This window comes from Pseudonocardia sp. CA-142604, assembly GCF_050948475.1.
Classification (GTDB): Bacteria; Actinomycetota; Actinomycetes; order Mycobacteriales; family Pseudonocardiaceae; genus Pseudonocardia; species Pseudonocardia alaniniphila.
In genome coordinates, this window is record NZ_CP192045.1 from 9827793 (window position 1) to 9853488 (window position 25696).

Here is a 25696-nt window from a genome sequence, read left to right on the forward strand (position 1 = left end):
ACCATGGTGCTGCCTTGGTGCGGCTTTCGGCGTACTAACACCCACAACGGGGACACTCGGCCGTGGAAACGGGTTCGGAGCGACCGTTACAGCTCCGCGGCCCGGTTCCGCTCGTTCGGGTGGTCTTTGCCCCTGCTCACACTCGCTTGAGTATTCGTGCTGCGCCCGCTGCAGCCGTTGTGGCGAGGATCCACCCCGCGGCCACCAATGAACTCGCTATCCACTGGGATGCCCCGTCCAACCGCCAGTACCCGTCCTGTCCGAGGTTCACGATCGGGAGGAGCGTGTCGGCGGCGAAGAGCCAGGGATTGAAAACGGGGTTTTGTCCCTCGTCGACCGGAGGCGGCGGGTGCATCGCGAACCAGGTGCCGCCGAGAACGGCGAACAGCACGAGCCAGCAGACCGCCAACCAGGGCTGATAGCCGAACCCGACCGTCCATCGCTGGAGCACGCCCCAGATCCGCCCGGCGACTCCGGCCTCCGCGGAACGTCGGCTCTGTCTTTCCATGAGCACTCGCTCGGAGAGCTCTTCGTCGCCCGCGCGCCGGTACGCGGCGGCCAACTGCTCGTATGGTCCCGGAGCGTAGTCGGGCATCACCTGTTTGAGCCAGCGTAGCCGCGTACGGATGTCAATCACACGTGTGTCATTCATTTTCTGGTAATCAAAATCGTCCAGATCGATGCCACCAACGGCCGCCCATAACGGAGCGGAATCGGCGAAGGTGCCGACCTGAGCCTGGGTCAGGCGCACTCTTCCACTGGGCGGCGCAGCCGGCCTGACGATGAGCTCGCCGGTCACCAGTCCATAGGCGTTGAGGGCATAGGGAATGACAGTGGACGGCAAAGTGCCCAAGGTCGCGTCGACGAACTGCACCGACTTGCCCACTTCCATGCGCCGCAACCGAACGCCACCCGCGGCCAGGAATCCCTCGGAACAGACCATGTCCTTGCCGACGGTCGCGGCACGGGCATCGAGGGACGGACGTGCGGTGCCGTCGGGCCGCAGCCGGGGCTTCTCGAGCCGCGCTGCCGTGCAGTCGAGCGTGGCTCCGATCTCGGCGTTCTGCAGCCGGACGGTGCCCGCGCAGTGCAGCCGGCGCATGTAGAACTCGCCCCCGATGCGCAGCCGATCGGCGAGCAGCGCGTACCCGCCCGGTGCGGCCAGCTCGATCCCGGACAGGCTCGCGCTTCCCCGCACGTGGGCGTCCACCAGGCGCAACTGCCCCGCACAGACGAGTGGACCGCGTCCGTTGTCGCGACCCTCGAGGTCGCCGCCGACGTCCATCCCGTCACCGAGCAGCGCGATCCCGAACTCCGACGCGCCCGCCGGCCCGGCCAGCCGAGCACCCGAGAGCCGCAGGTATCCCCCGACGACGGCGTTCGGCAGCCGCACCGTGCCGTCGGTGCGGCTGCCGTCGTCGAGCTCCAGGTTTCCCTCCACCCGGATGCGGTCGGCCACCAGGCAGGCCGCGCCGTCGACGATCCCGCCAGGGACGACCGGCATCCGGCTCTCCCCCGGCGCCGGCACCAGATCGGCGGCCGCGGCCGCCGCGCCCCGCTCGATCCGCGCCCCGGAAAGCACCAGGTCACCACCCACCCGGGACCCCGCCAGCAGGACGCGGCCCGACGCGCAGAAGGCCACATCCGGCCCGGCATTGTGACGACCGGCGAGGAGACTGCCGCCCACCGTGATGCCGGTGGCGTCCAACGCGTCGCCGGTGGGGCTGCTGAGGTCGGCGCCGCCGAAGTCGAGGTTGCCGGTGATCCGCGCCCCGGGCAGCCGGAGCTCGCCGCTGCTGCGTAGCCGCCGCGCGTAGAAGGTGCCCTCGACGACGATCCGGTCGGCGATCAGCGCGCGGCCTCCGGCGCCTCGCAGCCTGCCTGCCGACAACCGGAGCGACCCGCCGATCTGCGCGTCGGTGAGATGCACCGGTGCGGCCGCGGTGAACCCGTCGTCGAGCAGCAGGTCGGCTGCCACTCGCACGTTGCCGGCCCGGAGCCCGGGAAGCCGGCACCCCGTGAGCGCGAGACCGGCGAAGTGCGCCATCCGCAGGTCGGGGATCTGGGCGAACACGCACCCACGCAGCTCGACGGGCATCTTGACCTCGGCGCCGGTGAGCCGCAGGAGGCCGGTGATGGTGGCCCGCCTCAGCCGCAATGCCGGAGCTCCCGGTGGCGGCGTGTCCGTGAGCACTGCCGCCAGGGTCGTTGCCGGCAAGGCCGCTCCGGCGAGGTCGAGCTCGCGTCCGTTTGCCAGCGCATCGACGAGCAAGTCGGCCGCATCCTCTACCACCGCGGCGGCCTCCCCATGATCGTCGGATTCGCGGGGATGTCTATCACGATGGAGTGAACGAGCGGGAGGCCGAGAAACAGCGACTGGTCGAGTCGCGGGACTCGGGGACGGCCGGGAGCATCGGGGGATGCGCTACCTCGTCACCGGGGCCACCGGGTACATCGGCGGCCGGCTCGCCGCACGGCTGGTCGATGCCGGCCCGGTGCGGTGCCTGGTGCGCGATCCGGAGAAGCTGTTGGACGTGCCGTGGGCGCGGCGCGCCGAGATCGTGAGCGGGGACCTACTGGATCCCGTGAGCATCCGCGCAGCATGCGAGGGGGTGGACGTCCTCTACTACCTGGTGCACTCGCTCTCGGACCGCGAGTTCGCCGCCACCGACCGCCGTGCCGCCCTCATCACCGCGCAGGCCGCGAGGGACGCGGGCGTACGCCGGATCGTCTACCTCGGCGGGCTGCATCCCGACGGCCCCCTGTCCGAGCACCTCGCGTCGCGCGCCGAGGTGGGCGAGATCCTCCTGCGCAGCGGCGTACCGACCGCGGTGCTGCAGGCGGCGGTGATCCTCGGATCGGGCTCCGCGAGCTTCGAGATGCTGCGCTACCTGACCGAGCGCCTGCCGGTGATGGTGACGCCGCGTTGGGTGCACAACCGGATCCAGCCCATCGCGGTACGGGACGTGCTGCGCTACCTCATCGGAGCGGCCACCCTCCCGCCGGAGGTCAACCGGACCTTCGACATCGGCGGCCCCGAAGTGCTCACCTACCTCGACATGATGCAGCGCTACGCCGCGGTGGCCGGCCTGCCGTCGCGGCGCATCGTCCCCGTGCCGGTGCTGACGCCACACCTCTCGGCGCACTGGGTGAACATCGTGACGCCGGTGCCGAAGAGCATCGCAGGGCCGCTCATCGAGTCGCTCGTGCACGAGGTGGTGTGCTCCGAGCAGGACATCCGCGAGTACGTGCCCGACCCGCCGGAGGGCCGCACCGGCTACGACCGGGCCGTCCAGCTGGCACTGGCGAAGATCTCCGGTGGAGACGTCGAGACCAGGTGGTCGGGCGCGGCGGTGGCCGACATGCCGTCGGACCCGTTGCCGACCGACCCTCAGTGGTCCGGCGGCACCGTCTATCTCGACGAGCGGGAGCACGCCGGCACCGCCGATCCCGATGCACTGTGGGAGGTGGTCACCGGAATCGGCGGTGAGCGTGGCTGGTACTCGTTCCCGCTGGCCTGGGCCGTGCGGGGGTGGATGGACCGCATCGTCGGCGGCGTCGGGCTCCGCCGCGGCCGGCGTGATCCCGACCGCCTGCAGACCGGCGACGCCCTGGACTGGTGGCGGGTCGAGCAGCTCCGCGACGGCGCCGACGGCCGGATGCTGCGGCTGCGTGCCGAGATGAAGGTGCCGGGCCGCGCGTGGCTCGAGATGGTCGTGCGTCCGGTGCCGGGCGGCTCCTCCTACGAGCAGCGGGCGGTGTTCATCCCGCGCGGGTTGGCCGGTCACCTCTACTGGTGGTCGGTGGCGCCGTTCCACGGCATCGTGTTCGGCGGCATGGTCCGCAACATCACCCGTACCGCCGAGCGCCTCGGGCAGCAACGCAGGCACGACGAGGCGGCTGACATCGCATAGCGGATCGATCGGCACGCACGTGGGGCCGGATCAGGCGAGGGCCCGTCCCGCTTTCGGGCGGCTCACCGGCGATTTCGAGCGACTCGCGGCCGGAATTCGGGCGACTCGCTGGGTCCTTTCAGACGGACCTGGGCACAACGCTGGGCAACTCGCGGGCCAGGATCCGGGCGGCTCGGGCACCGGATCGGGGGCGACTCGCGCGGAGGTTCCGGGCGACCCGCGGGGGTTGGGTGTCAGGCGGCGTCGTCCAGCTTCTGGACCGACTCCTGGTCGAGCTGCAGGCTTCGCGCCCCGATGTTCTCCTCCAGGTGCGCCGCGCTGCTCGTGCCGGGAATCGGGAGCATCACCGACGAGCGCTGGAGCAGCCACGCCAGCGACACCTGCGAAGCGGTGGCGCCGAGGCGGCGGGCGATCTCGGTCACCGGGCTCTCGGGCGCGGCCAGTTCGCCCTTGCTGATCGGGCCGTACGGGATGAAACCGATGCCGAGCTCGGTGCAGTACCGCAGTACGGCGTCGCTCGAGCGGTCGAGCAGGTTGTAGTGGTTCTGCACGGTCGCCACATCCACCACGGCGGTGGCGCGTTCGATCTGGTCGACGTCGACCGCGGACAGCCCGACCGCGGCGATCTTGCCCTCCGCCTGCAGTTCGGCGAGGAGGCCGAACTGCTCGTCAGCGGGCACCAACGGGTCGATCCGGTGCAGCTGGAACAGGTCGATCCGCTCGACACCGAGCCTGCGCAGACTCAGTTCGCACTGCTGGCGCAGGTACTCCGGGCGGCCGCAGGGGTGCCACTTGCTCGGGCCGGTCCGCAGGAAGCCGGCCTTCGTGGCGACCGTGATGCCCTCGTAGGGATGCAGCGCACGGCGCACGAGGTCATCGGTGACCTCGGGGCCGTAGGAGTCGGCGGAGTCGAAGAAGTCGACGCCGATCTCGGCCGCTCTGCGGAGCACGGCGATGGCGGCGTCCGGGTCGGCCGGAGGCCCCCAGACGCCGGGGCCGGTGAGGCTCATGGTGCCGTAGCCGAGGCGCTCCACCGGCCCGGTCGGCAGCATGAAGCGCGTACTGATTTCGGGACCGATGTCATGAAGAGTGACCACGCCGTCACGATTGCACCGTGACGAACCGGGCGCCGCAGTTCGTGACCGGCGCCTCGCCCGATGTCACCGGGATCTCACGGCAATGCGGTGGCCAGGGCGGACGTAACCCGCAGCAGCACCGCGGCTGCCAGCAGCGGAGTGACGGCGAACAGCACGCCGAGCGTCCCGCAGCGCGAGAGCGTGCCGAGGAGGGACGGCGGTTCGGCGACGACGGCCAGGTAGCGCAGCCTCAGGGCGACCGCGTCGCGAGCCATCGCGAGTGCGACCTCCGGTGTCCCGGAACCGGTGACGTCCAGCAGCGCGGCACGCAGCGCCTCACGTCCCGAGGAGCGCGCGGCGGCGATGTCGGCAGCGATCTCGACCTGCTCCCGGAGTGCCGGCGAGGCGGCCCGGAACAGTACGACGAACGGGAACGCGACGGAGACCACCTCGGCCCACGCGGTGATCATGTGGTGCCGCCCGCGGAGATGGGCCCGCTCGTGGGCGAGGACGGCAGCGATACCGTCGGGCGAGAGCTGCCTGCGCAACCCGTCGGTGACCACGATCGTGCCCGGCCTGCCGGCCAGGCTGAACGCTAGCCCTCGCTCCGATCGCACCCACAGCGTCGGCGGACCACCCTCGCGACAGGGAACGGTGGTGCCGACCATGCGCAGCACGTCGAGCCGATCGCGCACCAGGGCGCGCCGTGCCCGGCCGTGCCGCACAGCCACCCAGGCGAGCCGCAGCCCGGCCGCAGCCAGAACCACGACGGCGGCCCATGCCGCGGCGTTGTAGGCAGCGAAGTGGGGGGCGTCCTGCACGGCCGACCACCAGCGCCGCCCCACGAGATACACGAACGGGGTGTCGGCCGCGTACCCCGGCATCGCCATGATCGCCAGGCCGGCGCACACGGTGATCGACACGCCGAGCACCGCGAGCATCCAGCAGACGATGACGGCAACCGGGTCGACCGCTCTGGCACCGAGATGCCGCAGCAACACCGGTGCGGTCAGTGCGACGATCGCGGAACCGAGCAGCAGCGCGAGGGCTATCGTCATCGCCCGTCAGCGCCGTCGGGCGCCTCGCCGAGCGCGTCACGCAGGACCGCGGACTCCCTCTCGGAGACCGAACGTGCGAAATGCAGCAACACCGTCTCGACGTCGCTGGAGGCATCCAGCAGATCGCGCAGCGCGCGGGCGGTGACCTCCTCGCGGGTGGCACTGGGCCGGTAGCGGTAGGCGCGACCGTCCATCTCGCGCTGGACCCAACCCTTGCGGTGCAGGTTGTCCAACACGGTCATCACGGTGGTGTAGGCGAGCTTGCGCTGCGGGGCAAGCTCCTCGAGGACGTCGCGTACCCGGTGCGATTCCGGCGACGACCAGAGGACGTCCATGACCGCAGCTTCGAGCTCACCGAGACCTCGCACGTGTCCTCCCCCCGAGCAGCAGCATAAGGGTCTCGAAGCCCGATGCGGCCCCCGGCGGAACGTCGCGCGCTCGGCCACCCGACGGGGGGACGCCGGCCACCCGCTCTTCGATTGCCCGGCCCGGCCGGGCGCACTAGCGTTTCCACGTGGCCAAGATCGTGTCATTGCCGCAGGCTGTGTCCGAACTTGTGCACGACGGGGACACCGTCGCGCTCGAGGGCTTCACACATCTCATCCCGTTCGCCGCCGGACACGAGATCATCCGGCAAGGACGCCGAGACCTCACGCTCGTCCGGATGACTCCGGACCTGATCTACGACCAGCTCATCGGCGCAGGCTGCGCGGCAAAGCTCGTGTTCTCCTGGGGCGGCAACCCCGGCGTCGGCTCGTTGCACAGGATGCGCGACGCCCTCGCCACCGGTTGGCCGGCGCCCCTTCAGCTCGAGGAGCACAGCCACGCCGGAATGGCCAACCGCTACGTCGCAGGCGCATCGGGGCTGCCGTTCGCCGTGCTGCGTGGCTACGCCGGCACCGACCTGCCCGCCCACACCGAGACCATCTCCACTGTCGAGTGCCCCTTCACGGGCGAGCGTCTCGCCGCCGTGGCCGCGCTCAACCCGGACGTCACGGTGGTGCACGCCCAGCGCGCCGACCAGGCAGGCAACGTCCAGCTGTGGGGCATCACCGGGGTGCAGAAGGAGGCGGTGCTCGCCGCGAAGCGCTCCCTGGCCACCGTCGAGGAGATCGTCGACGAGCTGACGCCGGTTCCCGGGGCGGTGATCCTCCCGAACTGGGTGCTCGATGCGGTGGCGGTGGCACCCGGAGGCGCCGCGCCGTCGTACGCACACGGCTACTACGACCGTGACAACGCCGCCTACCGCAACTGGGACGCGATCAGTCGCGATCGCGAGGCGTTCACCCGCTGGCTGCGCACGCTCGAGGAGGCGGCATGACCGGCACGACCGACCGGGTGACGGAGCCGGGCGCCACCGTCACTTGGTCTGCCGACGAGATGATGAGCATCGCGGCAGCCCGATCCCTGCGAGACGGGCAGGCGTGCTTCGTGGGGATCGGCCTGCCGTCCACGGCGGCCAACCTGGCGCGCCGCCTGCACGCCCCCAACCTCGTGCTGATCTACGAGTCGGGCACCCTCGACACCCGGCCCGACGAGCTGCCGCTCTCGATCGGCGACGGCATCCTCGCCGAGTCGGCGCTGTCCGTCGTCAGCGTGCCCGAGATCTTCAACTACTGGCTGCAGCCCGGGCGGATCGACGTCGGGTTCCTCTCCGGCGCCCAGCTCGACCGCTTCGGCAACATCAACACCACGGTGATCGGCGAGTACGACGAGCCGGACGTGCGGCTGCCCGGATCGGGTGGGGCTCCCGAGATCGCGGCGTCGTGCCGCGAGGTGATCGTCGTGATGCGCCACCGCCTGCGCGCCTTCGTCGAGCAAGTGGACTTCGTGACCTCCGTGGGGCACGGGAGTGGCCCGCTCGACCGCCAGATCCTGGGACTGCGCGGAGCGGGGCCGGTCCGGGTGATCACCGACCTCGGCGTCCTCGAACCCGACCCGGACACCGCCGAGCTGGTGCTCTCGGCACTTCATCACGGCATCACCGTCGAGCAGGTGCGGTCGGAGACGGGTTGGCCGCTACAGGTGTCGGCGGACCTGATGATCACGGCGCCGCCCAGCGACACCGAATTGGACACGTTGCGCTCGTTGCGCACGGTGGGATCGGGAGAGTCATGACGGAGAGTCCGGTACGGCTGCACCACGTCGACGAAGGGCCGCGCGACGCGCCGGTCATCGTGCTGTCGGGGTCACTCGGCTCGACACTGGAGATGTGGCGTCCGCAGGTCGGGCCGCTGACGGAGCGGTTCCGCGTGATCCGCATCGACCACCGGGGCCACGGCGGGTCCCCGGTGCCCCCCGGGCCCTACCGGATCGCCGACCTCGCGGGCGATGTGATCGCCCTGCTCGACGACCTGGGCCTCGATCAGGTGGCGTGGTGCGGTCTGTCGATGGGCGGCATGGTCGGGATATACCTCGGTTCCGAGGCGCCGCAGCGGCTCACCAGCCTCACCCTGTGCTGCACGTCGTCGAACTTCCCGGACACGTCGGTGTGGGCCGACCGGATCAAGGCGGTCGCCGACGGGGGCACGGCTCCGATCGCCGAGACCGTGGTCTCCCGCTGGTTCACGCCCGGATGGGCTGCCGAGCACCCCGACGCCGTCGCGGAGGCGGTCGCCATGGTCGCGGGCTCGTCCGACGAGGGCTACCTGGCCAGCTGCCAGGCGCTCGAGGTGTGGGACCACCGCGACCGGCTCCCCGCGATCTCCGCGCCCACGCTGGTGATCGCCGGCTCCGCCGACCTGTCCACCCCCGTCGAACCGCATGCCCGCACGATCGTCGACGGCATTCCCGGCGCGCGGCTGGAAGTACTGGAGGCTGCACACCTCGCGACCATCGAGCGGGCCGACGAGGCCACACCGCTGATCGCCGAGAACGCGGGACGCTGACGGGCCGGACCTCGCGACCAGCACACGGGTTCCGTGATGTTGGTCGTGGGGCGCCCGCGCTCGCAGGACGCTGTCACTGGTGTGAGAGCGGGAAGTAGCGGGCACCATGCGCGAACGCGCCGGGGCACACGTGGCTGTCGCGGCGCGTTGCAGTGCTGCCCGAGAGATGTCGACCGCGGTGATCGTGCGCCGATCGGCTCGGCCTGAGGTAATGACGTCAGGTCAGCGGCGCACGTCGTGGAAACGGCGAAGTAGTCCTTGCACGGACCGGACGAGTGGCTTTGCACGGAATCGTGCGGAATGGTTATCCTGAAGGGTGCCATTCGAGAATGAGAACGGTCCTTTGCAAGTTAATACTATCATGGGCGGGGAAGCCGTGGGAAGACCCCCTTTCGAACGTGAGCTCGAGGCAGAGACCGCCCGACTTCGCGCACTGCATGCGCTGCTGTCCGCCGAGCTCGAAGCGGCCGGTGCTCAGGCGAATGACATGCTCGCCGCGCCGACGGGCGACGAGTTCAGCGCCCGCTGGGAGCGGGACGTCTCCGTACATCGCTGGTCGGAGCGAGTGACCACGCTGACCGCCGCCCGTTCCGGATTGTGCTTCGGCCGGCTCGACCACACCGAAGGGGCGACGAGCTACATCGGCCGGATAGGACTCACCGACCCGAGTGACGGCGAAAGCGCGCTCATCGACTGGCGCGCCCCGGCTGCGCAGCCGTTCTACTGCGCCACGTTGGCCACACCGCTCGGCGTGACCAGGCGGCGCCATTTCCAGCTCGCCGGCACAGCGCCGCGCGAGCGTGTCGTGGATTTCCACGACGACGTGTTGGACGGTGGCGCGGCGGCTGAAACCGATTCGGGGTCCGCTTCCGATCCGGCACTGCTCGCCGCGCTGAAGGCGCCTCGCGGTTCGACGATGCGCGACATCGTGACGACGATCCAGGCCGAGCAGGACGCGATCATCCGGCTGCCGCTCTCCGGCACCGTCGTCATCGAGGGCGGACCGGGAACCGGGAAGACCGCGGTCGCGCTGCACAGAGCCGCCTACCTGCTCTACACGCACCGCGATCGGCTCGCGCGCAGCGGCGTTCTGGTGGTCGGCCCGAGCGCAGGTTTCATCCGCTACGTCGGGGGTGTGCTGCCGGCGCTGGGCGAGTCCGCAGTGGTCTTCACGACGCCCGGCCGACTGCGCCACGGTGTTGTGGCGACCGCCGTCGATCCGGACGACGTGGCGCGCCTCAAAGGCGGCCTCGTGATGGTGGACGTGATGCGCCGCGCCGCCGCCGACAGGGAGGAACTACCCGGAGCGCCGATCGCGATCGATCTCGAGGACGTCACCGTCGAGATCGACGATGCGACGGCGGCAGAGGCGCGGGCGCGCGCTCGCGCAACCGGGCTGCCGCACAACGCGGCTCGGACGACGTTCCGCGACACGCTCGGCAGCCTGCTCGTCCAGCAGGGCGTCGAGCGTCTGAACCAGGACCTCCAGGACCCGCCGGAGCTCGCCGAGATCCTGCGTGAGCTCGGCGATCTCCCGGAGCTCGCGCCGGCCAGCGCGGCGCAGTTGACGGCCGAGTTGCGCCAGGAGCTACGCGACGACCTGCGATCGCACCTCGACTTCCATGTCGCGGTGGAGCGGCTCTGGCCTGCGCTGACGCCGGAGCAGGTACTCGCCGACCTCTACGCGTCACGGGAACGACTGGCGGCCGCCGGTGGGGACATCGACGTCTCCGAGCTGTACCGCGAAGCCGGCGGCTGGACCGTGGCGGACGCCCCGCTGCTCGACGAGCTGGCCGAGCTGCTCGGACCATCGCAGGAGCCGCAGGCGCAGCAAGGCGAACCGGACAGCGCATACGCCGCGGAGGTGCTGACCATCCTCGAGTCGGCCGACCGCCAGCTCGCCGGAGAGGATCCCGACGAGCTGCGCCCCACCGACTTCGTCACCGCGGACGTGCTCGCTGCCCGTCACGTGCCGGAGCACCTCATGAGCGTCGCCGAACGGGCAGCGGGCGACCGCGACTGGCGGTTCGGGCACATCGTCGTGGACGAGGCGCAGGAGCTCTCCGCCATGGACTGGCACGTACTGCTGCGCCGATGCCCTTCCCGTTCGATCACCGCAGTCGGCGACCTCGCACAGCGCAGCGCCCCGGCGGGAGCGCAGGCGTGGGCCGACGTGCTCAGTCCGCACCTCGACTCCCGGTGGACCTACCGGACGCTCACGGTCAACTACCGGACCCCGTCCGAGATCATGGAACTGGCGGCCGGCGTGCTGGCGGAGTTCGCCCCTGAGCGCAGGGCGCCCGAATCGGTTCGGTCGACGGGCGAGAAGCCGTGGCAGCGCACCGTGCCGGCCGCCGACCTCGCAGCCGAGGTACGTGCGGCCGTCGACCAGGAGGCCGCAGAGCTGGGTCGAGGGACCCTGGCGGTGATCGCCCCGGATCTCGCAGGCCTCCCCGACCTCGGCGACACGCAGGCCATTGTGCACACACCGGTGTCGGCGAAAGGCCTCGAGTTCGACGCGGTCGTCATCGTCGATCCGGAACGGATCCGCGCACAGAATCCCGCCGACCTGTACGTCTCCATCACCCGCGCCACCCGACGGCTGGGGCTGCTGCACGTCTGATCGGTTGTGAGGCCCGGCGCGGATACGCGAAAGGGGCCGGATTCCGCCGCGGGAAAGCGGATTCCGGCCCCTTCCGATAACCAGCCACAGGAAACGAACCAGGTGCGCTCGGTCGAAGTCTCACCACCTGCACTCCGAGCAATCTCAGCGAAAGCCCTCCGACCTGGGATGATGGCGGAACTAGCCTCAGGCCGTGCAGATCATCGAGTACTCCGGTGAGGAGTTGGAAGACGTCGCCGGTGAGTTCTTCCTTCCGATGATCGCCCGGACAGATCCCGACTTCCGCGGACGGGCGGCGATCCAGGAACTGGGCGAAACCCTGACACTCTCCCAATCGCATTCAGGGCGGATGTCCGCAGTCCGAACCGACCGAATGGCGGTGAAAGCATCGGTCGACAACCTGATGCTCTTCTGCATATACGTGGACGGCCGGTGTCGCGTCCGCCAGCACGACCGCTTCGCCGAGCTGGCGGCGGGTACGGGGGTGCTCGCCGAGGTCCGTAGCCGCTTCGAGTGGGCCTCGTCGGCCGGGGCCCGGCGCATGAGCTTGCGTTTCTCTCGCGAGTTGCTCCCGTTCCGGACCACCGAGATCACCGAGGCGTGCGCGCGCAGCATCGACCCCGCAGCGCCTGGGATGCGGGTGCTGTCCGGCTACCTCGGCCGGCTGTTCGAGATGGCCGACGAGCTCACCGGGGAGCAACGGCTGGACGCCGGGCGGGCCACGATCGATCTGCTGGCGATGGCGCTGCGGGACGTCGCCCCCTCCGTGCCGGGCGGGGACGGCCCTGATGACGTGCTGCTCGAGATGATGCGGGTGCACGTTCGCGAGCACCTGGCCGATCCGCACCTGCGGGTCGAGGAGCTGGCGCGGCGCCACCACGTGTCGGTCCGCCGGATGTACACCCTGTTCGAACGGACCGGGACCACGCCCGGCGCCTTCCTTCGCGAACAGCGGCTGCTCGTTGCTCAGACCATGCTCTCCGATCCGAGGTACGCCCGGCTCGGGATGTCGAGCATCGCGACTGCGGTCGGGATCCACGACCTCAGTACGTTCGAACGGGCGTTCCGGCGGCGGTACGGGACGACGCCGGCCGGCTGGCGCCGCGAGCACAACGGCGCGGCGAGCGAGGGCTGACGCGACCTCGAAGCCGCTCATGGCCACGTACCGGCCCGAGGTCGTGCGTGCTCATCGACGAGCCCGCCAACGCCCTCCACCGCATCAGTGCGTGGTGCCATCCGGCGTCGATACTGAGCCAATCTGGCTTGCAGTGGTGCCATTCGCGTGCCAAAGTGATGCCATGGACTTGACCTCGTATGTGGGCAACCTCGGACGTGAGTTCGCCACACTCGCCGAAGCCGGCGGTGACGAGGCACGTGCGGTGGTCGAGCGCCTCACCGGCCCACTCGAGTCCGCGATCCGGATGACACTGCTGGAAGCGCTGGCGGCCGCCACGGACGAGATCACCCGCGACCTGGCCCCCGGTTCGGTGGAGCTGCGGCTGCGCGGACGCGATCCGGAATTCGTCGTGGCCTCGCCGCCCGCGCAGCCGCTCCAGAACGCGACCGACGACAGCCCGGCGGTGGAGGACGACGCCGCGGACAGCGCTCCGTCGATCACCGAGGACGGCCCCACCGCGCGGATCAACGTGCGCCTGCCGGAGCAGCTCAAGGCCGCGATCGAAGAGGCCGCCGCCAAGGAAGGACGCTCGGTCAACGCCTGGCTGGTGCGTGCGGCCGCCGCGGCCCTGCACAGCGGCCGCGACGAGCGCCCCGAGCCGCGCGGCATCAAACGCAGCCAGCAGCGCTTCACCGGCTGGGTGCGCTAGCCACACCGCTTTCCATCACACGTCCCTGATCTGCGGGGACGCCCTACCGACTCATGATGAGGGGATAACCATGCCCAATTTCGAGACACCCGAACCGATCTCCGTCACGATCGAACTCGGCGTCGCCGATGTGCGGATCACCGCGAGCGACCGGACCGAAACGGTCGTCGAGGTGTGTCCCAGTGAGGAGTCCGACGAGTCCGACGTGAAGGCCGCGCAGCAGGTCCGCGTCGACTACACCAACGGCGTTCTCCAGGTCACAGGCCCTAAGCGCGTTTTCGACTTCTCCCGCAAGACCAGATCGGTCGACGTGTCCATCGAACTGCCCACCGGTTCCCGGGTGTCCGCCGAGATACAGGCGGGTGACTTCCGCAGCGCGGGCCGGCTCGGCGAGTGCCGGTTCAAGACCGGTGCCGGGAACGCCCAGCTGGAGCGGACCGGCCCGCTGCGCCTGAACTCGGGCGCCGGTCACCTCACCGTGGACGGCGTCGCGGGCAACGCAGAGCTCTCCACCGGAACCGGCAAGGTCCGGCTCGGCACCATCGAGGGAACAGCGGTCGTCAAGAGCTCCAACGGCGACATCGTGATCGACGAGGTCGCTGCCGACGCGCGGGTGCGTACGGCCAACGGCGAGATCTCCATCGACCGGGCCGGCGCCGGCGTCGAAGCGAAAACGGCCAACGGTGGTATCCGCCTCGGCGAAGTGGTCCGCGGCACGGTCGTTCTCGGCACCGCCGCGGGCGACCTCGAGATCGGCATCGCCGAGGGCACCGCCGCTTGGCTCGAGGTGAACACCGGGTTCGGGCATGTGCGCAACCAACTGGACACCGCCGGCAGGCCCGGGGAGTCCGACGAGACCGTCGAGGTGCGAGCACGCACGTCCTACGGCGACGTCACGATCCGCCGCTCCTGACCGCGCGTGGATCGCGCTCGTTCTCAATGCACCACGGTTTTCGAGTCGCGCCGAATATGAACTATCGCGAGATGAGGAATGACCATGAGTGAATCCGTCCACACCGTCACGACGCTGCCGGCGGCGCGCGAATCCGGCTGCCCCTTCGACCCGCCGGCAGAGCTGATCGACGCTCGCCGGCACGGCCCCATCAGCCGCTACCCCTTCCCCGACGGGCACCAGGGCTGGTTGGTCACCGGATACGACCTGGTCCGGTCGGTCCTGGCCGACTCGCGTTTCAGCTCGCGCAAGGAGCTCATGCGCCACCACCCGCTCATCGACTACGGCGACCTCATCGAAGTCCCTCCGGCGTCGCCCGGCGAGTTCCTCCTCACGGACGAGCCACAGCACAGCCGCTATCGCAAGCCGCTGGTAGGCAAGTTCACCGTCCGGCGGATGCGCCTGCTCGCCGAGCGCGTCGAGCAGGTCACCACCGACCACCTGGACGCCATGGCGAAGGCCGGGCCGCCGGCGGACCTGGTGACCGCATTCGCCAAGCCCATCCCCGCCATCATGATCTGCGAGCTGCTGGGGGTGCCCTACGAGGAGCGGGACTCCTTCCAGGAGAACATCGACAAGTTCATGAACGGGGAGACGAGCGACGATGACCTGATCGCGGCCTACCTCGCGACCCAGCAGTACCTCGCTGAGCTGGTGGCCACCAAGCGCGCGCACCCCACCGACGACGTGCTCAGCGACCTCAGCGGCAGCGATCTGACCGATGAGGAGCTGAGGGGGATCAGCCTGACTCTGCTGGCGGCCGGGCTCGACACCACCGCGAACATGCTGGCGCTGGGCACCTTCGCGCTACTGCGCAACCCGGCGCAACTAGCCGCTCTGCGTGCCGATCCCGCGCTCGCCGACCGGGCCGTGGAGGAACTGCTGCGGTACCTGAGCGTCGCGAAGACGTTCATGCGAACGGCACTGGAGGACGTCGAGCTGGGCGGCCAGACCATCGAGTCCGGCACAGCGGTCATCATGTCGATCAACACCGCCAATCGCGACCCCGAGCGTTTCGACGATCCCGACGTGCTCGACCTCCACAGGCAGGACGGCGGGCACCTGGCCTTCGGCCACGGCATCCACCAGTGCCTTGGCCAGCAACTGGCCCGCGTCGAGATGCGGGTCGCGCTCCCTGCGCTGGTCAACCGCTTCCCCACCCTGCGTCTGGCCGTACCTGCCGAGGAGGTTGGCCTGCGCCCGGAGACCGCGGACATCTACGGAGTGAAGAGCCTCCCGGTCACCTGGGACGCGTGATCAAGTCGACAGGTGAGGCAGGTGGCCTTACGCCGCCTGGTACCGGTGCATGTCCTCGGCCAGCTCGGCGAACACCGCGACGTTGCACTCGAACGCGATGAGCGTCTCGTCGACGACCCTGGTGCGGTCGGTCTCGTTCCACAGGGCGGCGTCGAGCTTGGCGCGGTAGCGGTCGCGGAACGCGGGCGCACTGCCGATCTCGTCGAAGTGGTAGAACAGCGCGCCCTCGTCGACGATGCCGTAGTTCGTGGCCAGCAGCCGGCGGATGATCTGGCCGCCCGCGATGTCGCCGAGGTAGCGGGTGTAGTGGTGGGCGACATAGCCGCCTGCCCACACCGACGCCTCGTGAATGCGTCGCACGTACGACTCGGTGGCGGGGAGCGGGCGGATCGTCTCACGCCAGTCCGGCCCGACGAGGAACGCCATATCGGCCTCGAGCTTCGGCAGCCTGCGCAGCTCGTCGAAGACGAACTCGCGGCCGGTGTCGTCGCCGGCCATCGTGTCGCTGACCTGTTCGATCGCCTGGTAGATGAAGTAGTACTGGACCGCGAGCTGCGTGTAGCCGGCCAGCGTGAGCTCGCTCCCCAACAGCGCGTTCATGTAGCCGGAGTGGTTGGCGCGCTCGTGGACGGCCCTGGTGGAGGCGCGCAGCGTCGCGGAGAACGGGGCCGAGACGAGGTTGGTGGTCACCGGCATAGGGGCGTCTCCTCGGGGCAACGATCTGACACCTTGTCAGAAAGAGCTTAGGTCATCCCCGCGAGTTAGGCGACCCTTATTTCGCTGCCCCCTCGTCGACCGCACTCGCTCCGACTGCTCGCAGCACGAACCGGACGGCGGCCTCGATGGCCTGATCCAGCTGCGCAGGCGGCACGTCGACGACCTGGCGACTGGTCAGCGCCGCAGTGATCATCGGGAGCAGGATGTCCGGATCCTCGTCCGGCAGCCGTCCCGCGAGCCGGCCGGCGTCGAGAATCTCGCGCAGCTGTTCGGTGATCGGGTCGGCGTGCGCACTAATTCGCCGGTACGCAGCCGGGGCGAGCGCGGACGCCAGCGCGGTGCCCGGCGGGAGGTGGTACTCGGCGAGCACACGCAACTGCAGCCGCACGAACGTGGCGAGCTTGGCCACCGGGTCGGGCACCGCGTCGACGGCCTCGCGCAGCCGGTCGACGTAGCGGGCCGCCTCGGCCTCGACGAAGGCGACGAGCAGGCTTTCCTTGTCGGGGAAGTGGTTGTACATCGCGGTACGGCCGAGGCCGGCCTCTGCCGCGACCCCGGCGAGGGTGACCGCGTCGAACCCCCGCTCGTACAGCTGGGTGCGCAGCACCTCGAAAACCCGTGCCCGCACCTGCTGGCGGTGGGCATGCAGCGAGCCCCCGATGATCTTCGGCATCGCGCACCTCCCTCCGCCCGTGCCTCTAAGGCCAACTTAGGCGACGCGCCTCGATCAGATCCTGACGTACGGGCAACGCGGAGTGCCGAATTCGTGGTCTGCCGGCGGATCCGCCGCGCCGCACGCACCGTCCGTGCTGCAGGTCGCCGGTGGAGCGATCGGATGCTCCGTGCGGCTACCGACCGGGAGTCAGCACGATCCGGCCGAACACCTCGCCCGCGTCCATCCGGTGGTGCGCGATTGCGGCCTGGTCCAGCGGTAGCACGTCATGGATCACGGTGCGGAGCTCACCGCGTGCCGCGGCCGCGAACTGCGCAGCGCGCACGGCGCGTCGATCGGCGGCGGGCACGGTGGCGGTGCTGAAGGTGGAGATGGACAGGGACTTCTGAAAGGAGGCCATCAACCTGGAGCCGAGGTCGCTGGGCGGCAGGCCGCCGACTGCCCCGACCACGACGATGCGCCCGTTCGCGTTGAGCGAGTCGAGGAGATCGGGCAGGTTGGGGCCCGCAACGATGTCGATGATCACGTCGAACCCCGAGCCTCCCCGTGCCGTGCGGTCGAGCACGTGCGTCGCACCGAGTTCGCGGAGGCGCTCGCCGCGCTCGGGCGAGGAGGTGGTGACCGCCACGGCGCCGGCACCCTGCTGAGCAGCAAGTTGGACCGTCGTGGTGCCGATGCTGCCGGAGGCGCCCCGCACGAGCACCGACTCGCCGGCGGCGAGGTGGGCGCGGGCGAGGCCGAAGTGCGCCACCACACCGGAGCTGCCGAGGGCGACTGCGTCGGCCGGCGAGAGGTCCGCCGGCAGGGGGTGGATCTCCTCGACGGTGGCGACCGCACGTTCGACGTAGCCTCCGCCGGTTCCCGTGAAGGCCCATACGCGGCGACCGATCCAGGACGGGTCGACGTCCTCTCCGACCGCGGTCACGACGCCGGCGACCTCGCTGCCGGGGACGTGGCCCTCGGTGAAGCCGTAGGAGCCGAGGGTGCCCCGGCGGATGACGGCGTCGACGCCACCGACGCCGATCGCCTCAGGTGCGACCAGCACCTGGCCGCGAGCCGGGACCGGCTCCGGGACGTCTACCACCTCGAGGCCCTCCGGGCCTCCGAACGACTTGATCACGATCGCCTTCACGTCGTCGGAAGCTAACGGACGTGCCCGTCCGTTTACCCGAAGTGAGAGAAGTGGTCCACCGTCTGCCTCGTTCCCTGCGCTCCGATGCCCGTGACAACCGCGACCGGATCCTCGAAGCGGCCCGCGCGTTGTTCGCCGCCGAGGGGCTGGCCGTCCCGATGCGGGAGGTCGCGCGGCGCGCAGGGGTCGGGCCCGCCACCCTCTACCGGCACTTCCCAGCCAAGGAGGCGCTGGTCACCGAGGCCTTCGCCGACCAGGTGCAGGCGTGTCGGGCGATCGTTGATGAAGGCCTTCGGGAGCAGGATCCCTGGGATGGCTTCCGCCTGGTGATCGAACGGATCTGCGAGCTGCACGCGCGTGACCGCGGGCTCACTGCGGCGTTCATGGCGGCTTACCCGCACGCCACGGACTTCGCCGCAAACCGCGACCACGCGCTGAAGGCGATCGCCGAACTGGCGCGGCGAGCCAAGGCGGCGGGGCGGCTGCGGCCCGACTTCGTCCTCGACGACATGATCCTGGTGCTCATGGCGAACGACGGCATTCGCTCCGTGTCGCCTGCGGCCCGCGTCGCGGCGTCCCGTCGCTTCGCCGCTCTCGTGATCCAGGCTTTTCAGGCCACACCGACGCCGGCGCCGCTCCCGCCCACCGCCAGGCTGGCACTGATGGCGGGAAGCCGCGCCAGATGAGAGCGCCGACGAGGCCAGGTCCACCGTCTCGCCTACGTCAAGCCGCCGGCGCTCGTATCCGGGCTAGGCGTACACCGTGAGCACCAGGGCTGCGATCCAGAGGAGGGCCAGTACCTGCAGCACGCGGTCGCCGAGCGCGATCTCCTCGGGCGCGCCGCCGTTGCCCGAGTCGACGTCCACCGAGTAGCGCAGCACGGCGATCACGAACGGCACGATCGAGATCACCGACCAGACCGTGTTGTGCTGCTCCACGCCGATGTCGAAGGCCCACAGGGAGTACGTCGTGATCAGCACGGTGGCCGACAACGCCCAGACGAACCGCAGGTAGGACGAGGAGTAGCTCTCCAGCGACTTGCGGATCTTCGCGCCTGTGCGCTCCGCCAGCATCATCTCCGCGTAGCGCTTGCCGGCCACCATGAACAACGACCCGAACCCGGCGACCAGCAGGAACCACTGCGAGAGCGCGATACCGGTGGCCGCACCACCCGCGATCGCCCTGAGCAAGAAGCCCGACGCGACGATGCAGATGTCGAGCACCGGCTGGTGCTTGAGCCAGTAGCAGTACGCCAGCTGCACCCCGATGTAGACCGCGAGGACGATCACGAGGCCCGCGCCCGCCAGCAGGCTCAGCGCGAGCGAGCTCAGCAGCAGCACGCCGGCCACCACCATCGCGAGCGGACCCGGGACGACCCCGGCCGCAATCGGACGGTTGCGCTTCGTCGGGTGCGCCCGGTCGGCCGCGACGTCGTTCGCGTCGTTGACCAGGTAGATGCCGGATGCGGCGAGCGAGAACGCCGCAAACGCGATGGCGAGGTTGATCGCGATGCCCTCGGTGAACAGGTCACCGCCGACGAAGGGCGCCGCGAGCACCAAGACGTTCTTCAGCCATTGCCGCGGCCGCATCGTCCTGACGACGCCGCGGGCAACGCTCACGGGCGTGCGGTGCAGCCGTGGGACGGCCTGTGCCGGCACGTCGGTACTGGTCATCAGTCGCCCTTTCGGGAGAGACGGCGGACGGAGAGCGGGCCGCAGCACGATTCACAGGGCCTCGGCTGCGGCTCAGCCGCGCGAAATGACACCGGGCTCCAGCCAGGCGGGGGGATCGCAGCAGAAATGACGAGGGGTTCGGCCACGAGCTGAACCTTCCTGGGTCGGTCGGACGAGTAGGGCTCGAAGCGGCTCCGGCCACCATTGCCGGCAGCCGTTCGGCCGTTGCGATGTGGGCTCATGAGTTGCCAGGTGAGTTCTCGGACTCGGGAGCGCTCCCACCCGCGGAGGCCGAAGAATGGCGGGGGGATTGGCCGAGGTCCCAGATCGCGCAGCCGTCCTGAGCGGAGGAGCGGATCTGGCCGGCGTTGTCGGCCAGCCATCCGGCCAGCGGCCCACCGGCCGGAACGAGCTGCGGATCGCCGACCACCAGGAACCTCGCCCCCGCGGCGCGCAGGCCCTGCACACTCTCAGGGGTGTGCTTGTCCGCGGGCAGGCTCCAGCCCCGCCTGTCGGCGAGGAAGAACACGATCGGTTCCTGGTAGTTGTTGGTTACCCCGTCCTCGATCGTGCGGCTCGTGGTACTGACCACCACCAGTTCCCCCGGATCTGACACCGCATCGAGCTGCGTCGCGCAGGCCCCGAAGACTCCGGAGCGATCCGGCAATGACTGGATGAACACGTTCACCGACTGGGCGCCCAACAGCACGGCCATCGCGGCGCCGGTCACTCCGATTGTCAGAGGGCTCCATCGTCTGCGGGCCCAATGCAGTACCGGCGTAAATCCGGCGCCGATGGCGAGTGCCGCGTAGGGCAGCGAGTAGACGTGGTACTGGATTCCCAGGTCGGTGCTGCTGTAGCGGCCGACCGCGAAGTAGTACACGGCCAACGCAATCACCCCGGCGGCGAGCAATGGCACGGGGAGGGAGGTATTCGAGCGGCGCCGCCATAGCCACACAGCGCCGAGCACTGCCAGTGGCACCCCGATCAGTCCGTAGATGAAAATTGCCTCGCTGCGGAAGTTGCCCACGTAGAAGTCGGGGCTCAGCCACAGCTCGAGGCTGCCCCACTTGCTGTCACCGCCGGAGATCACGCCGAAGGTGTTGCCGTACGTGGCGTGCAGCCACGCCGCCTGGCGCAGCCACAGCACGGGCGCCACCAACGCCGCCAGGCCGGCCACGTACAGGGAGGGCCGGCGCAACCGGTCCCGGGCGGCGAAGACCAGCCACAGCCCGAGGACCGCCCCGATATGCAGCGACGTCGGCTTCACCAACGCAGCCATCGATGTCGCGGCCGCGGCCCACACCAAGAAGATGACCCGGTCCTCGCGCAGCCAGCGACAGAACCCGAGCAGGGCAAGCATGTAGAACGCCAATACCGTCGCCTCGGGCATGAACGCCGTCCCCCAGCGCATGAACGCCGGGGAGAGGAAGAACGCTGCCAGCGCCCACCGAGCCGCGGTCGCGGGCAGCAGCCTCCGAGCCAGGCCCCAGAACGCGCCCGCAGCCACCAGCATGAAACCCAGCGAGACCAGCCGGCCCAGCGCGACATGTTCACCGAAGACGAGATACAGCACCGCGGTCAGCCACGGCAGCAGTTGGAACTCGCTCTCCACATATCCGGGGCCCGCCCCACCCCAGTTGATCTGCGGAAAGAAGATGTTCATGCCGTTTGCGGCGAAGTTGCGCGCGATAGTGGCAGTGTCACTCTGCCGCCAGATATCACCCGGATAGGTCAGCGGCCCGAATGCGCGCACGACCGACAGCACGACCACGATCCCGACGATCGCCAGAACCCACCACTGCAACGTCGGCAGTCGCGGACGAATTTCGACGGTGTCGATTCCCCCATCGGACGCGCGGCCGGGGTCGTCGACCATCGCCTCGTGGGTCGGACCCACACGTTCTTTGGCAGACACAGTTCAATCACCTTGCAGAAAAGAGGAGACGCCAAGCTCCTTGGAGGGAAACGGCGCCTCAGCAGACCGTTGGGTAGCGCGGATGCGTCGAAGACGCTGTCCGGGAAGTGGAGTCAGCTAGCCGTACGGCCTATGTCCGCAAGATGCAGAGCAGATAGGGAGACGATTCCGGTGTGGCCTGACGGAGCACGGCGTTCCGGCCCGAGCCGGCCCCGCCGGAAGGCGCATCAATGTTCGCGGGAAGCACGATGAGCCCCGGCATACCATCGAGCGCGGGTGCGGCCGACAGAACTATGGCGCCCAAACCATCAGAATGTGGATCGCAATCCGGATGCGGGGCAGCGGTGGCGACGAGCCCGTCATACACACCTGTGCCCGTCTCCACCGTTGCCGTGAACGAGCCGTCATCGCGTCGGCTCCCCAGGGCGTCGGTATCGACGAACAGCGTCCGGGACCCGTCCTCGACGACGTCGGACAGATGCTCGGCGAGCGGATCGGATGCGGCCACTGCGTGACCAAGATCGCTGAGCGGCGGCGTCGCGCTTTGTGCGTCAGCCGAGTGCGCCTCGCTCGCGTCCTCGGAGCAGCAGCACAGGACCAGCAATCCACCGATCACTGCCATCACGGCCAGTAGGGCCAGGCGACGCAGACCTGAGGGGCCAGAACATGCAGGCTTCACCGGATCCACAGCATGGCCGGACGCGGCCACGTTCAGCTGCGCCGGCTCTCGGGTCACGGGCAGGAAGGTTAGAGAGCCCAAGTTGAAAGGACGCTGAGATCGGTCCGGCCGTCACATAGTTGCCGCCTGACCGCCCGCTCCGCCGGCGCCACACTTGGCGGCCTCGGCGACACAGCGAGGGCGACGACGCTCCCTTACGGCAGCAATCCTGCAGGAAGGGCACCATCGATCCCGCTGCGGTACCTCGCCACAACAATGTTGCCGAATACCGCAACACCGAACGGTACCCAGGCTCGCTTGCCGTAGTACTCGGAACGTGCTCAATGAGGGTCGTCGTCAGTGCACTGACGGGGCCGCCGATGCCTGGCGCCCGGAAATCAGCGCGCCAGAGATGACCGCCCCGAACACCGCGGCGACGGCCGCGACCATGAACGCGGTGACGTAGCCGCTCTCGGCCTGGGTGGCGAGGCTGGCCGCTGCGACGCTCGAGGTCACCGCGGCCCCGATGGAGGCGCCGAACTCGTGGAAGGTGGAGACGATCCCTGACGCGATGCCGGCTTCATGCGGGGCGACCTGCCCGAGCGCGGTGGCTGAGGCGACCACGAACAGGGTGCCGATCCCGGCCGATCCGACGCTGACGCCCAGGACCACGCCGACGGTGGTAGGCCAGATCGCGGGGATCGCGAGGCCTGCTGCGGCGATGATCAGACCGATGATCGCCAGGACCCGCCCGCCGGACCTGCCGATGATCCGGCCGCCGAGCTGAGCGCCGGTCATGGTCGCGATCGCCACCGGCAGGAACAGCAGCCCGGTGACCAGGGGCCCGAGACCGGCGTGGTTCTGCAGGTAGAACGATCCGAGGAAGAAGACGGCCACCATCAGCGCAGTCGCAATCGCGATCACGAATGTGCCCGCCATGACCGGTCGTCGGAACAGCAGTCCGAGGTCCATCAATGGCGCTGCTGCTGCGCGCTGCCGCCGCGCGAACAGCAGGTAGAACACGATGCCGATCGCGAAGGTGATCAGCGTCTGCGGTGCGAGCCATCCGGCCTCTCCGGCGCCGATCATCGCATAGATCACCGACCCGGTCGCCGCGGTCACCAGCAGGGCCCCTAGCACGTCCGCACTGCGCCGCTGACCGCTCTCAACCGGCTGGAGCGTCGGCAGCAGGCGAGTAAGGACACTGAAGATGATCACGCCGATCGGCACGTTGATGTAGAACACCCACGGCCAGCCGGGGCCGGCTGCCAGCAGGCCGCCGACGAGCACGCCGACCGCGGCGCCGCCACCGCCGAGTGCGGACCAGATCCCGAGCGCCTTGTTCCGCTCATCGCCGTCGAACATCCGCACCACGACCGACAGTGCCGACGGTGACAGCATGGCCGCGCCGAGGCCCTGACCGACCCGGCCGGCCAGCACCGTGACGCCATCCTGAGCGGCGCCGGTGATCAGGGATGCGACGGTGAAGACGGCCAGGCCGAGCATCACCATCGTCTTCGGGCCGATCAGGTCGGCGATCCGCCCGCCCAGCAGCATCAGGCCGCCGAAGGTGAGCGTGTAGGCGCTGACCACCCAGGTCACCGTCTGCCGGTCCAGGCCCAGGTCGGCGCCCATCAGCGGCAACGAAATCGCCACCACGGTCACATCCAAGATCAGCATGAACTGCGCGATCCCGAGCAACGCCAGCGTCTGCCAGCGTCTGGGGTAGCTACTCATGGCTCCTCCTTCGACATAAGTCGAGCATGTGAGTACGAGTTATGACGGCTAGACTAACTCAAGCAGTCCAGTACGAGTTGTGAGGTGTGCGATGGCGGCGATGAAGGCCGGTGCGACCGACGGCAGCGCTCGACGCTCATCGACAGGCGGGCGCCGGGCGTCTAATGCACGGGCCGATGCGCAGCGGAACCGGGCGGCGATCCTGCAGGCCACGGTGGGTGCGCTGCGGAAGGATCCTGACGCGTCGGTTGCGCAGATCGCCGCCGAGGCCGGAGTGGGCCGCATGACGCTCTACGGCCACTTCCGGACGCGACCAGAACTGATCGAGGCAGCACTCGTCGACAGCCTCGACCGTGGCGATGCTGTCCTCGAGGACGTGAATCTGGACGGAGACGCCCGTCAGGCGTTCAGCCGTCTGATCGCTTCGAGCTGGATGCTCGTCGACCAGTCCCGCGCACTGCTTGCCACGGCGCAGAAGGAGCTGTCCCCGGCGCGCATTCGTGAACTGCACCAGAAGGCCGAGGCTCGCGTCCGCGGTCTGCTGGAACGGGGGCAGCGGGAGGGCGCATTCCGCACCGACCTCCCTGTGAGCTGGCTGCTCGCCACGACCCACGTGGTGATGCATGGCGCCGCGGACGAGATCGCCGCCGGCCGCCTCGCCACCGAGGACGCACCACACGTCATCGATGCCACCTTGCAAGCCGCCTTCACCAGACCCACACAGAGCTGACCCGGCGCGGGACACCCTCTTAGCGGCGAGGCGACGCCACGCACGTTCTGCGCGATGGGAGGTGTCGTGGTGAGGGAGTTCGTGCTCGGCGGGCACGGGCGGTTGCCGTCACGGTGATTGCAGAGCGGAGGCAACGACGTCACTGGCCCACACATTGCCGAGATGGCCAGTCGGGGGCAGTGCCGTGGTCCGCCACTGCCCCCGGCTGAACCGGGACAGCCGGTGAGATCAGAGCGCCTGCAGCAATTGCTGCATGCGGTTGATCTCTGCGGTCTGCGTGGTAACGATGTTCGAGGCGAGGGCTTTCGCCTGCTCGTTCATGCCTTCGGACAGTTCTTGCTGTGCGTCCGTGACCGCGCCCCGGTGGTGGGCGATCATCATCTGCAGGAACATCCGGTCGAACTCGGCTCCGCCGGCGCTGCTGAGCTGGGTCATTTCCTCGGGGCTCATCATCCCGGCCATGTCTGTCATGTCGCCGTTGCTCATGTTTCCGTGGTCCATCCCGCCCATGGCGTCGTCCTGCACTACCTGAGCTCCCCAGGCCTTGAGGAACCCGGTCATGGTCTGGATCTCCGGGTCCTGCTCGTTCTTGATCTGTTGTGCGAGCGCCTTGACGTCTGGGTTCTGGGCGCGACCGGTGGCCATTTCGGCCATGGCGATCGCTTGCCGGTGGTGCGGGATCATCATCTGTGTGAAGTGGACGTCGTTGTCGTTGAACTGCTGGCTCGGCTGGGCCGCGGTCGACGCGGCGCCGGCTGGTGAGGGCGGTGTCGTCGGGGTGTTGCCGCCGCAAGCGGCCAGCGTGAGAGACAGCGCGAGTGCGGCAATGGTTCCGGCGGCGAACTGGTGGAGCGGCATGAAAGC

At 69.4% G+C, this 25696-nt stretch carries 23 protein-coding genes; 11 read left to right on the forward strand and 12 right to left on the reverse strand.

The annotated features are described in order from the left end of the window. Positions 1-136 precede the first annotated feature (136 nt). A complete protein-coding gene (locus ACQPZQ_RS44930) occupies positions 137-2293 on the reverse strand; it encodes a hypothetical protein (RefSeq protein ID WP_433290559.1) in 2157 nt (718 codons plus the stop codon). A gap of 127 nt (positions 2294-2420) precedes the next feature. Here ACQPZQ_RS44930 and ACQPZQ_RS44935 point away from each other — a divergent pair, with 127 nt between their 5' ends. Beyond that, positions 2421-3914 carry an SDR family oxidoreductase gene (locus ACQPZQ_RS44935; protein ID WP_433290561.1) on the forward strand — a complete coding sequence of 498 codons (1494 nt, stop codon included), beginning with the start codon at positions 2421-2423 and terminating at the stop codon, positions 3912-3914. Between the two features lie 233 nt (positions 3915-4147). Here ACQPZQ_RS44935 and ACQPZQ_RS44940 read toward each other — a convergent pair whose 3' ends face one another. From ACQPZQ_RS44940 to ACQPZQ_RS44950, 3 genes are all read right to left on the reverse strand, one after another. After that, complete coding sequence (locus ACQPZQ_RS44940) at positions 4148-5011, reverse strand: aldo/keto reductase (RefSeq protein ID WP_433290563.1); 864 nt, start codon at positions 5009-5011, stop codon at positions 4148-4150. 74 nt (positions 5012-5085) lie between these two features. Further along, on the reverse strand, positions 5086-6048 hold the full coding sequence (locus ACQPZQ_RS44945; RefSeq protein ID WP_433290565.1) for a M56 family metallopeptidase: 963 nt from the start codon (positions 6046-6048) through the stop codon (positions 5086-5088). Beyond that, positions 6045-6416 (reverse strand): BlaI/MecI/CopY family transcriptional regulator, encoded by a 372-nt coding sequence (locus tag ACQPZQ_RS44950; protein ID WP_241036585.1) that lies wholly within the window; start codon positions 6414-6416, stop codon positions 6045-6047. Before ACQPZQ_RS44950 ends, ACQPZQ_RS44945 begins: the two co-directional genes overlap by 4 nt. Before the next feature lie 146 nt (positions 6417-6562). Between ACQPZQ_RS44950 and ACQPZQ_RS44955 the strand changes: the two genes are divergently transcribed. From ACQPZQ_RS44955 to ACQPZQ_RS44990, 8 genes are all read left to right on the forward strand, one after another. Continuing rightward, complete coding sequence (locus tag ACQPZQ_RS44955) at positions 6563-7369, forward strand: CoA transferase subunit A (RefSeq protein WP_433290567.1); 807 nt, start codon at positions 6563-6565, stop codon at positions 7367-7369. Then, on the forward strand, positions 7366-8166 hold the full coding sequence (locus ACQPZQ_RS44960; protein ID WP_433290569.1) for a CoA-transferase subunit beta: 801 nt from the start codon (positions 7366-7368) through the stop codon (positions 8164-8166). The genes ACQPZQ_RS44955 and ACQPZQ_RS44960 overlap by 4 nt, the downstream gene beginning before the upstream one ends. After that, entirely contained in the window at positions 8163-8936 is a 774-nt protein-coding gene (pcaD, locus tag ACQPZQ_RS44965; protein ID WP_433290571.1) for a 3-oxoadipate enol-lactonase, read from the forward strand. The genes ACQPZQ_RS44960 and pcaD overlap by 4 nt, the downstream gene beginning before the upstream one ends. A 316-nt stretch (positions 8937-9252) precedes the next feature. After that, positions 9253-11559 carry a UvrD-helicase domain-containing protein gene (locus tag ACQPZQ_RS44970; RefSeq protein WP_433290573.1) on the forward strand — a complete coding sequence of 769 codons (2307 nt, stop codon included), beginning with the start codon at positions 9253-9255 and terminating at the stop codon, positions 11557-11559. A 193-nt stretch (positions 11560-11752) separates the two neighbouring features. After that, entirely contained in the window at positions 11753-12694 is a 942-nt protein-coding gene (locus tag ACQPZQ_RS44975; protein ID WP_433290575.1) for a helix-turn-helix domain-containing protein, read from the forward strand. 163 nt (positions 12695-12857) lie between these two features. Then, positions 12858-13385, forward strand: a complete 528-nt coding sequence (locus ACQPZQ_RS44980; RefSeq protein WP_433290577.1) for a YlcI/YnfO family protein — start codon at positions 12858-12860, stop codon at positions 13383-13385. A gap of 70 nt (positions 13386-13455) precedes the next feature. After that, a complete protein-coding gene (locus ACQPZQ_RS44985; protein WP_433290579.1) occupies positions 13456-14298 on the forward strand; it encodes a DUF4097 family beta strand repeat-containing protein in 843 nt (280 codons plus the stop codon). Positions 14299-14382: 84 nt separating this feature from the next. Continuing rightward, a complete protein-coding gene (locus tag ACQPZQ_RS44990) occupies positions 14383-15594 on the forward strand; it encodes a cytochrome P450 (RefSeq protein WP_433290581.1) in 1212 nt (403 codons plus the stop codon). 27 nt (positions 15595-15621) lie between these two features. Here ACQPZQ_RS44990 and ACQPZQ_RS44995 read toward each other — a convergent pair whose 3' ends face one another. The 3 genes from ACQPZQ_RS44995 to ACQPZQ_RS45005 all read right to left on the reverse strand — a co-directional run bounded on the left by ACQPZQ_RS44995 (position 15622) and on the right by ACQPZQ_RS45005 (position 18116). Then, complete coding sequence (locus ACQPZQ_RS44995) at positions 15622-16290, reverse strand: heme oxygenase (biliverdin-producing) (RefSeq protein WP_433290583.1); 669 nt, start codon at positions 16288-16290, stop codon at positions 15622-15624. A gap of 76 nt (positions 16291-16366) precedes the next feature. Next, entirely contained in the window at positions 16367-16984 is a 618-nt protein-coding gene (locus ACQPZQ_RS45000) for a TetR/AcrR family transcriptional regulator (protein ID WP_433290585.1), read from the reverse strand. 175 nt (positions 16985-17159) lie between these two features. Further along, a complete protein-coding gene (locus ACQPZQ_RS45005; RefSeq protein ID WP_433290587.1) occupies positions 17160-18116 on the reverse strand; it encodes a zinc-binding dehydrogenase in 957 nt (318 codons plus the stop codon). 50 nt (positions 18117-18166) lie between these two features. Between ACQPZQ_RS45005 and ACQPZQ_RS45010 the strand changes: the two genes are divergently transcribed. Next, positions 18167-18802 (forward strand): TetR/AcrR family transcriptional regulator, encoded by a 636-nt coding sequence (locus ACQPZQ_RS45010; RefSeq protein WP_433290589.1) that lies wholly within the window; start codon positions 18167-18169, stop codon positions 18800-18802. A gap of 63 nt (positions 18803-18865) precedes the next feature. Here the strand turns inward: ACQPZQ_RS45010 and ACQPZQ_RS45015 are convergent, their stop codons facing one another. The 4 genes from ACQPZQ_RS45015 to ACQPZQ_RS45030 all read right to left on the reverse strand — a co-directional run bounded on the left by ACQPZQ_RS45015 (position 18866) and on the right by ACQPZQ_RS45030 (position 24102). Then, entirely contained in the window at positions 18866-19789 is a 924-nt protein-coding gene (locus ACQPZQ_RS45015; RefSeq protein ID WP_433290591.1) for a decaprenyl-phosphate phosphoribosyltransferase, read from the reverse strand. Between the two features lie 238 nt (positions 19790-20027). Further along, positions 20028-21707 (reverse strand): ArnT family glycosyltransferase, encoded by a 1680-nt coding sequence (locus ACQPZQ_RS45020; RefSeq protein ID WP_433290593.1) that lies wholly within the window; start codon positions 21705-21707, stop codon positions 20028-20030. Positions 21708-21837: 130 nt separating this feature from the next. Beyond that, positions 21838-22443: a hypothetical protein gene (locus tag ACQPZQ_RS45025; RefSeq protein ID WP_433290595.1), complete on the reverse strand. Its 606-nt coding sequence runs from the start codon at positions 22441-22443 to the stop codon at positions 21838-21840. Positions 22444-22722: 279 nt separating this feature from the next. Next, the gene (locus ACQPZQ_RS45030; protein ID WP_433290597.1) at positions 22723-24102 is read right to left on the reverse strand and encodes an MFS transporter; all 1380 of its coding nucleotides are present in this window, start codon (positions 24100-24102) and stop codon (positions 22723-22725) included. A gap of 91 nt (positions 24103-24193) precedes the next feature. Here ACQPZQ_RS45030 and ACQPZQ_RS45035 point away from each other — a divergent pair, with 91 nt between their 5' ends. Beyond that, positions 24194-24832, forward strand: a complete 639-nt coding sequence (locus ACQPZQ_RS45035) for a TetR/AcrR family transcriptional regulator (RefSeq protein ID WP_433290599.1) — start codon at positions 24194-24196, stop codon at positions 24830-24832. 228 nt (positions 24833-25060) lie between these two features. On the opposite strand, the gene ACQPZQ_RS45040 is transcribed toward ACQPZQ_RS45035, so the two are convergent. Beyond that, the gene (locus ACQPZQ_RS45040; RefSeq protein WP_433290601.1) at positions 25061-25690 is read right to left on the reverse strand and encodes a DUF305 domain-containing protein; all 630 of its coding nucleotides are present in this window, start codon (positions 25688-25690) and stop codon (positions 25061-25063) included. Positions 25691-25696 lie beyond the last annotated feature (6 nt).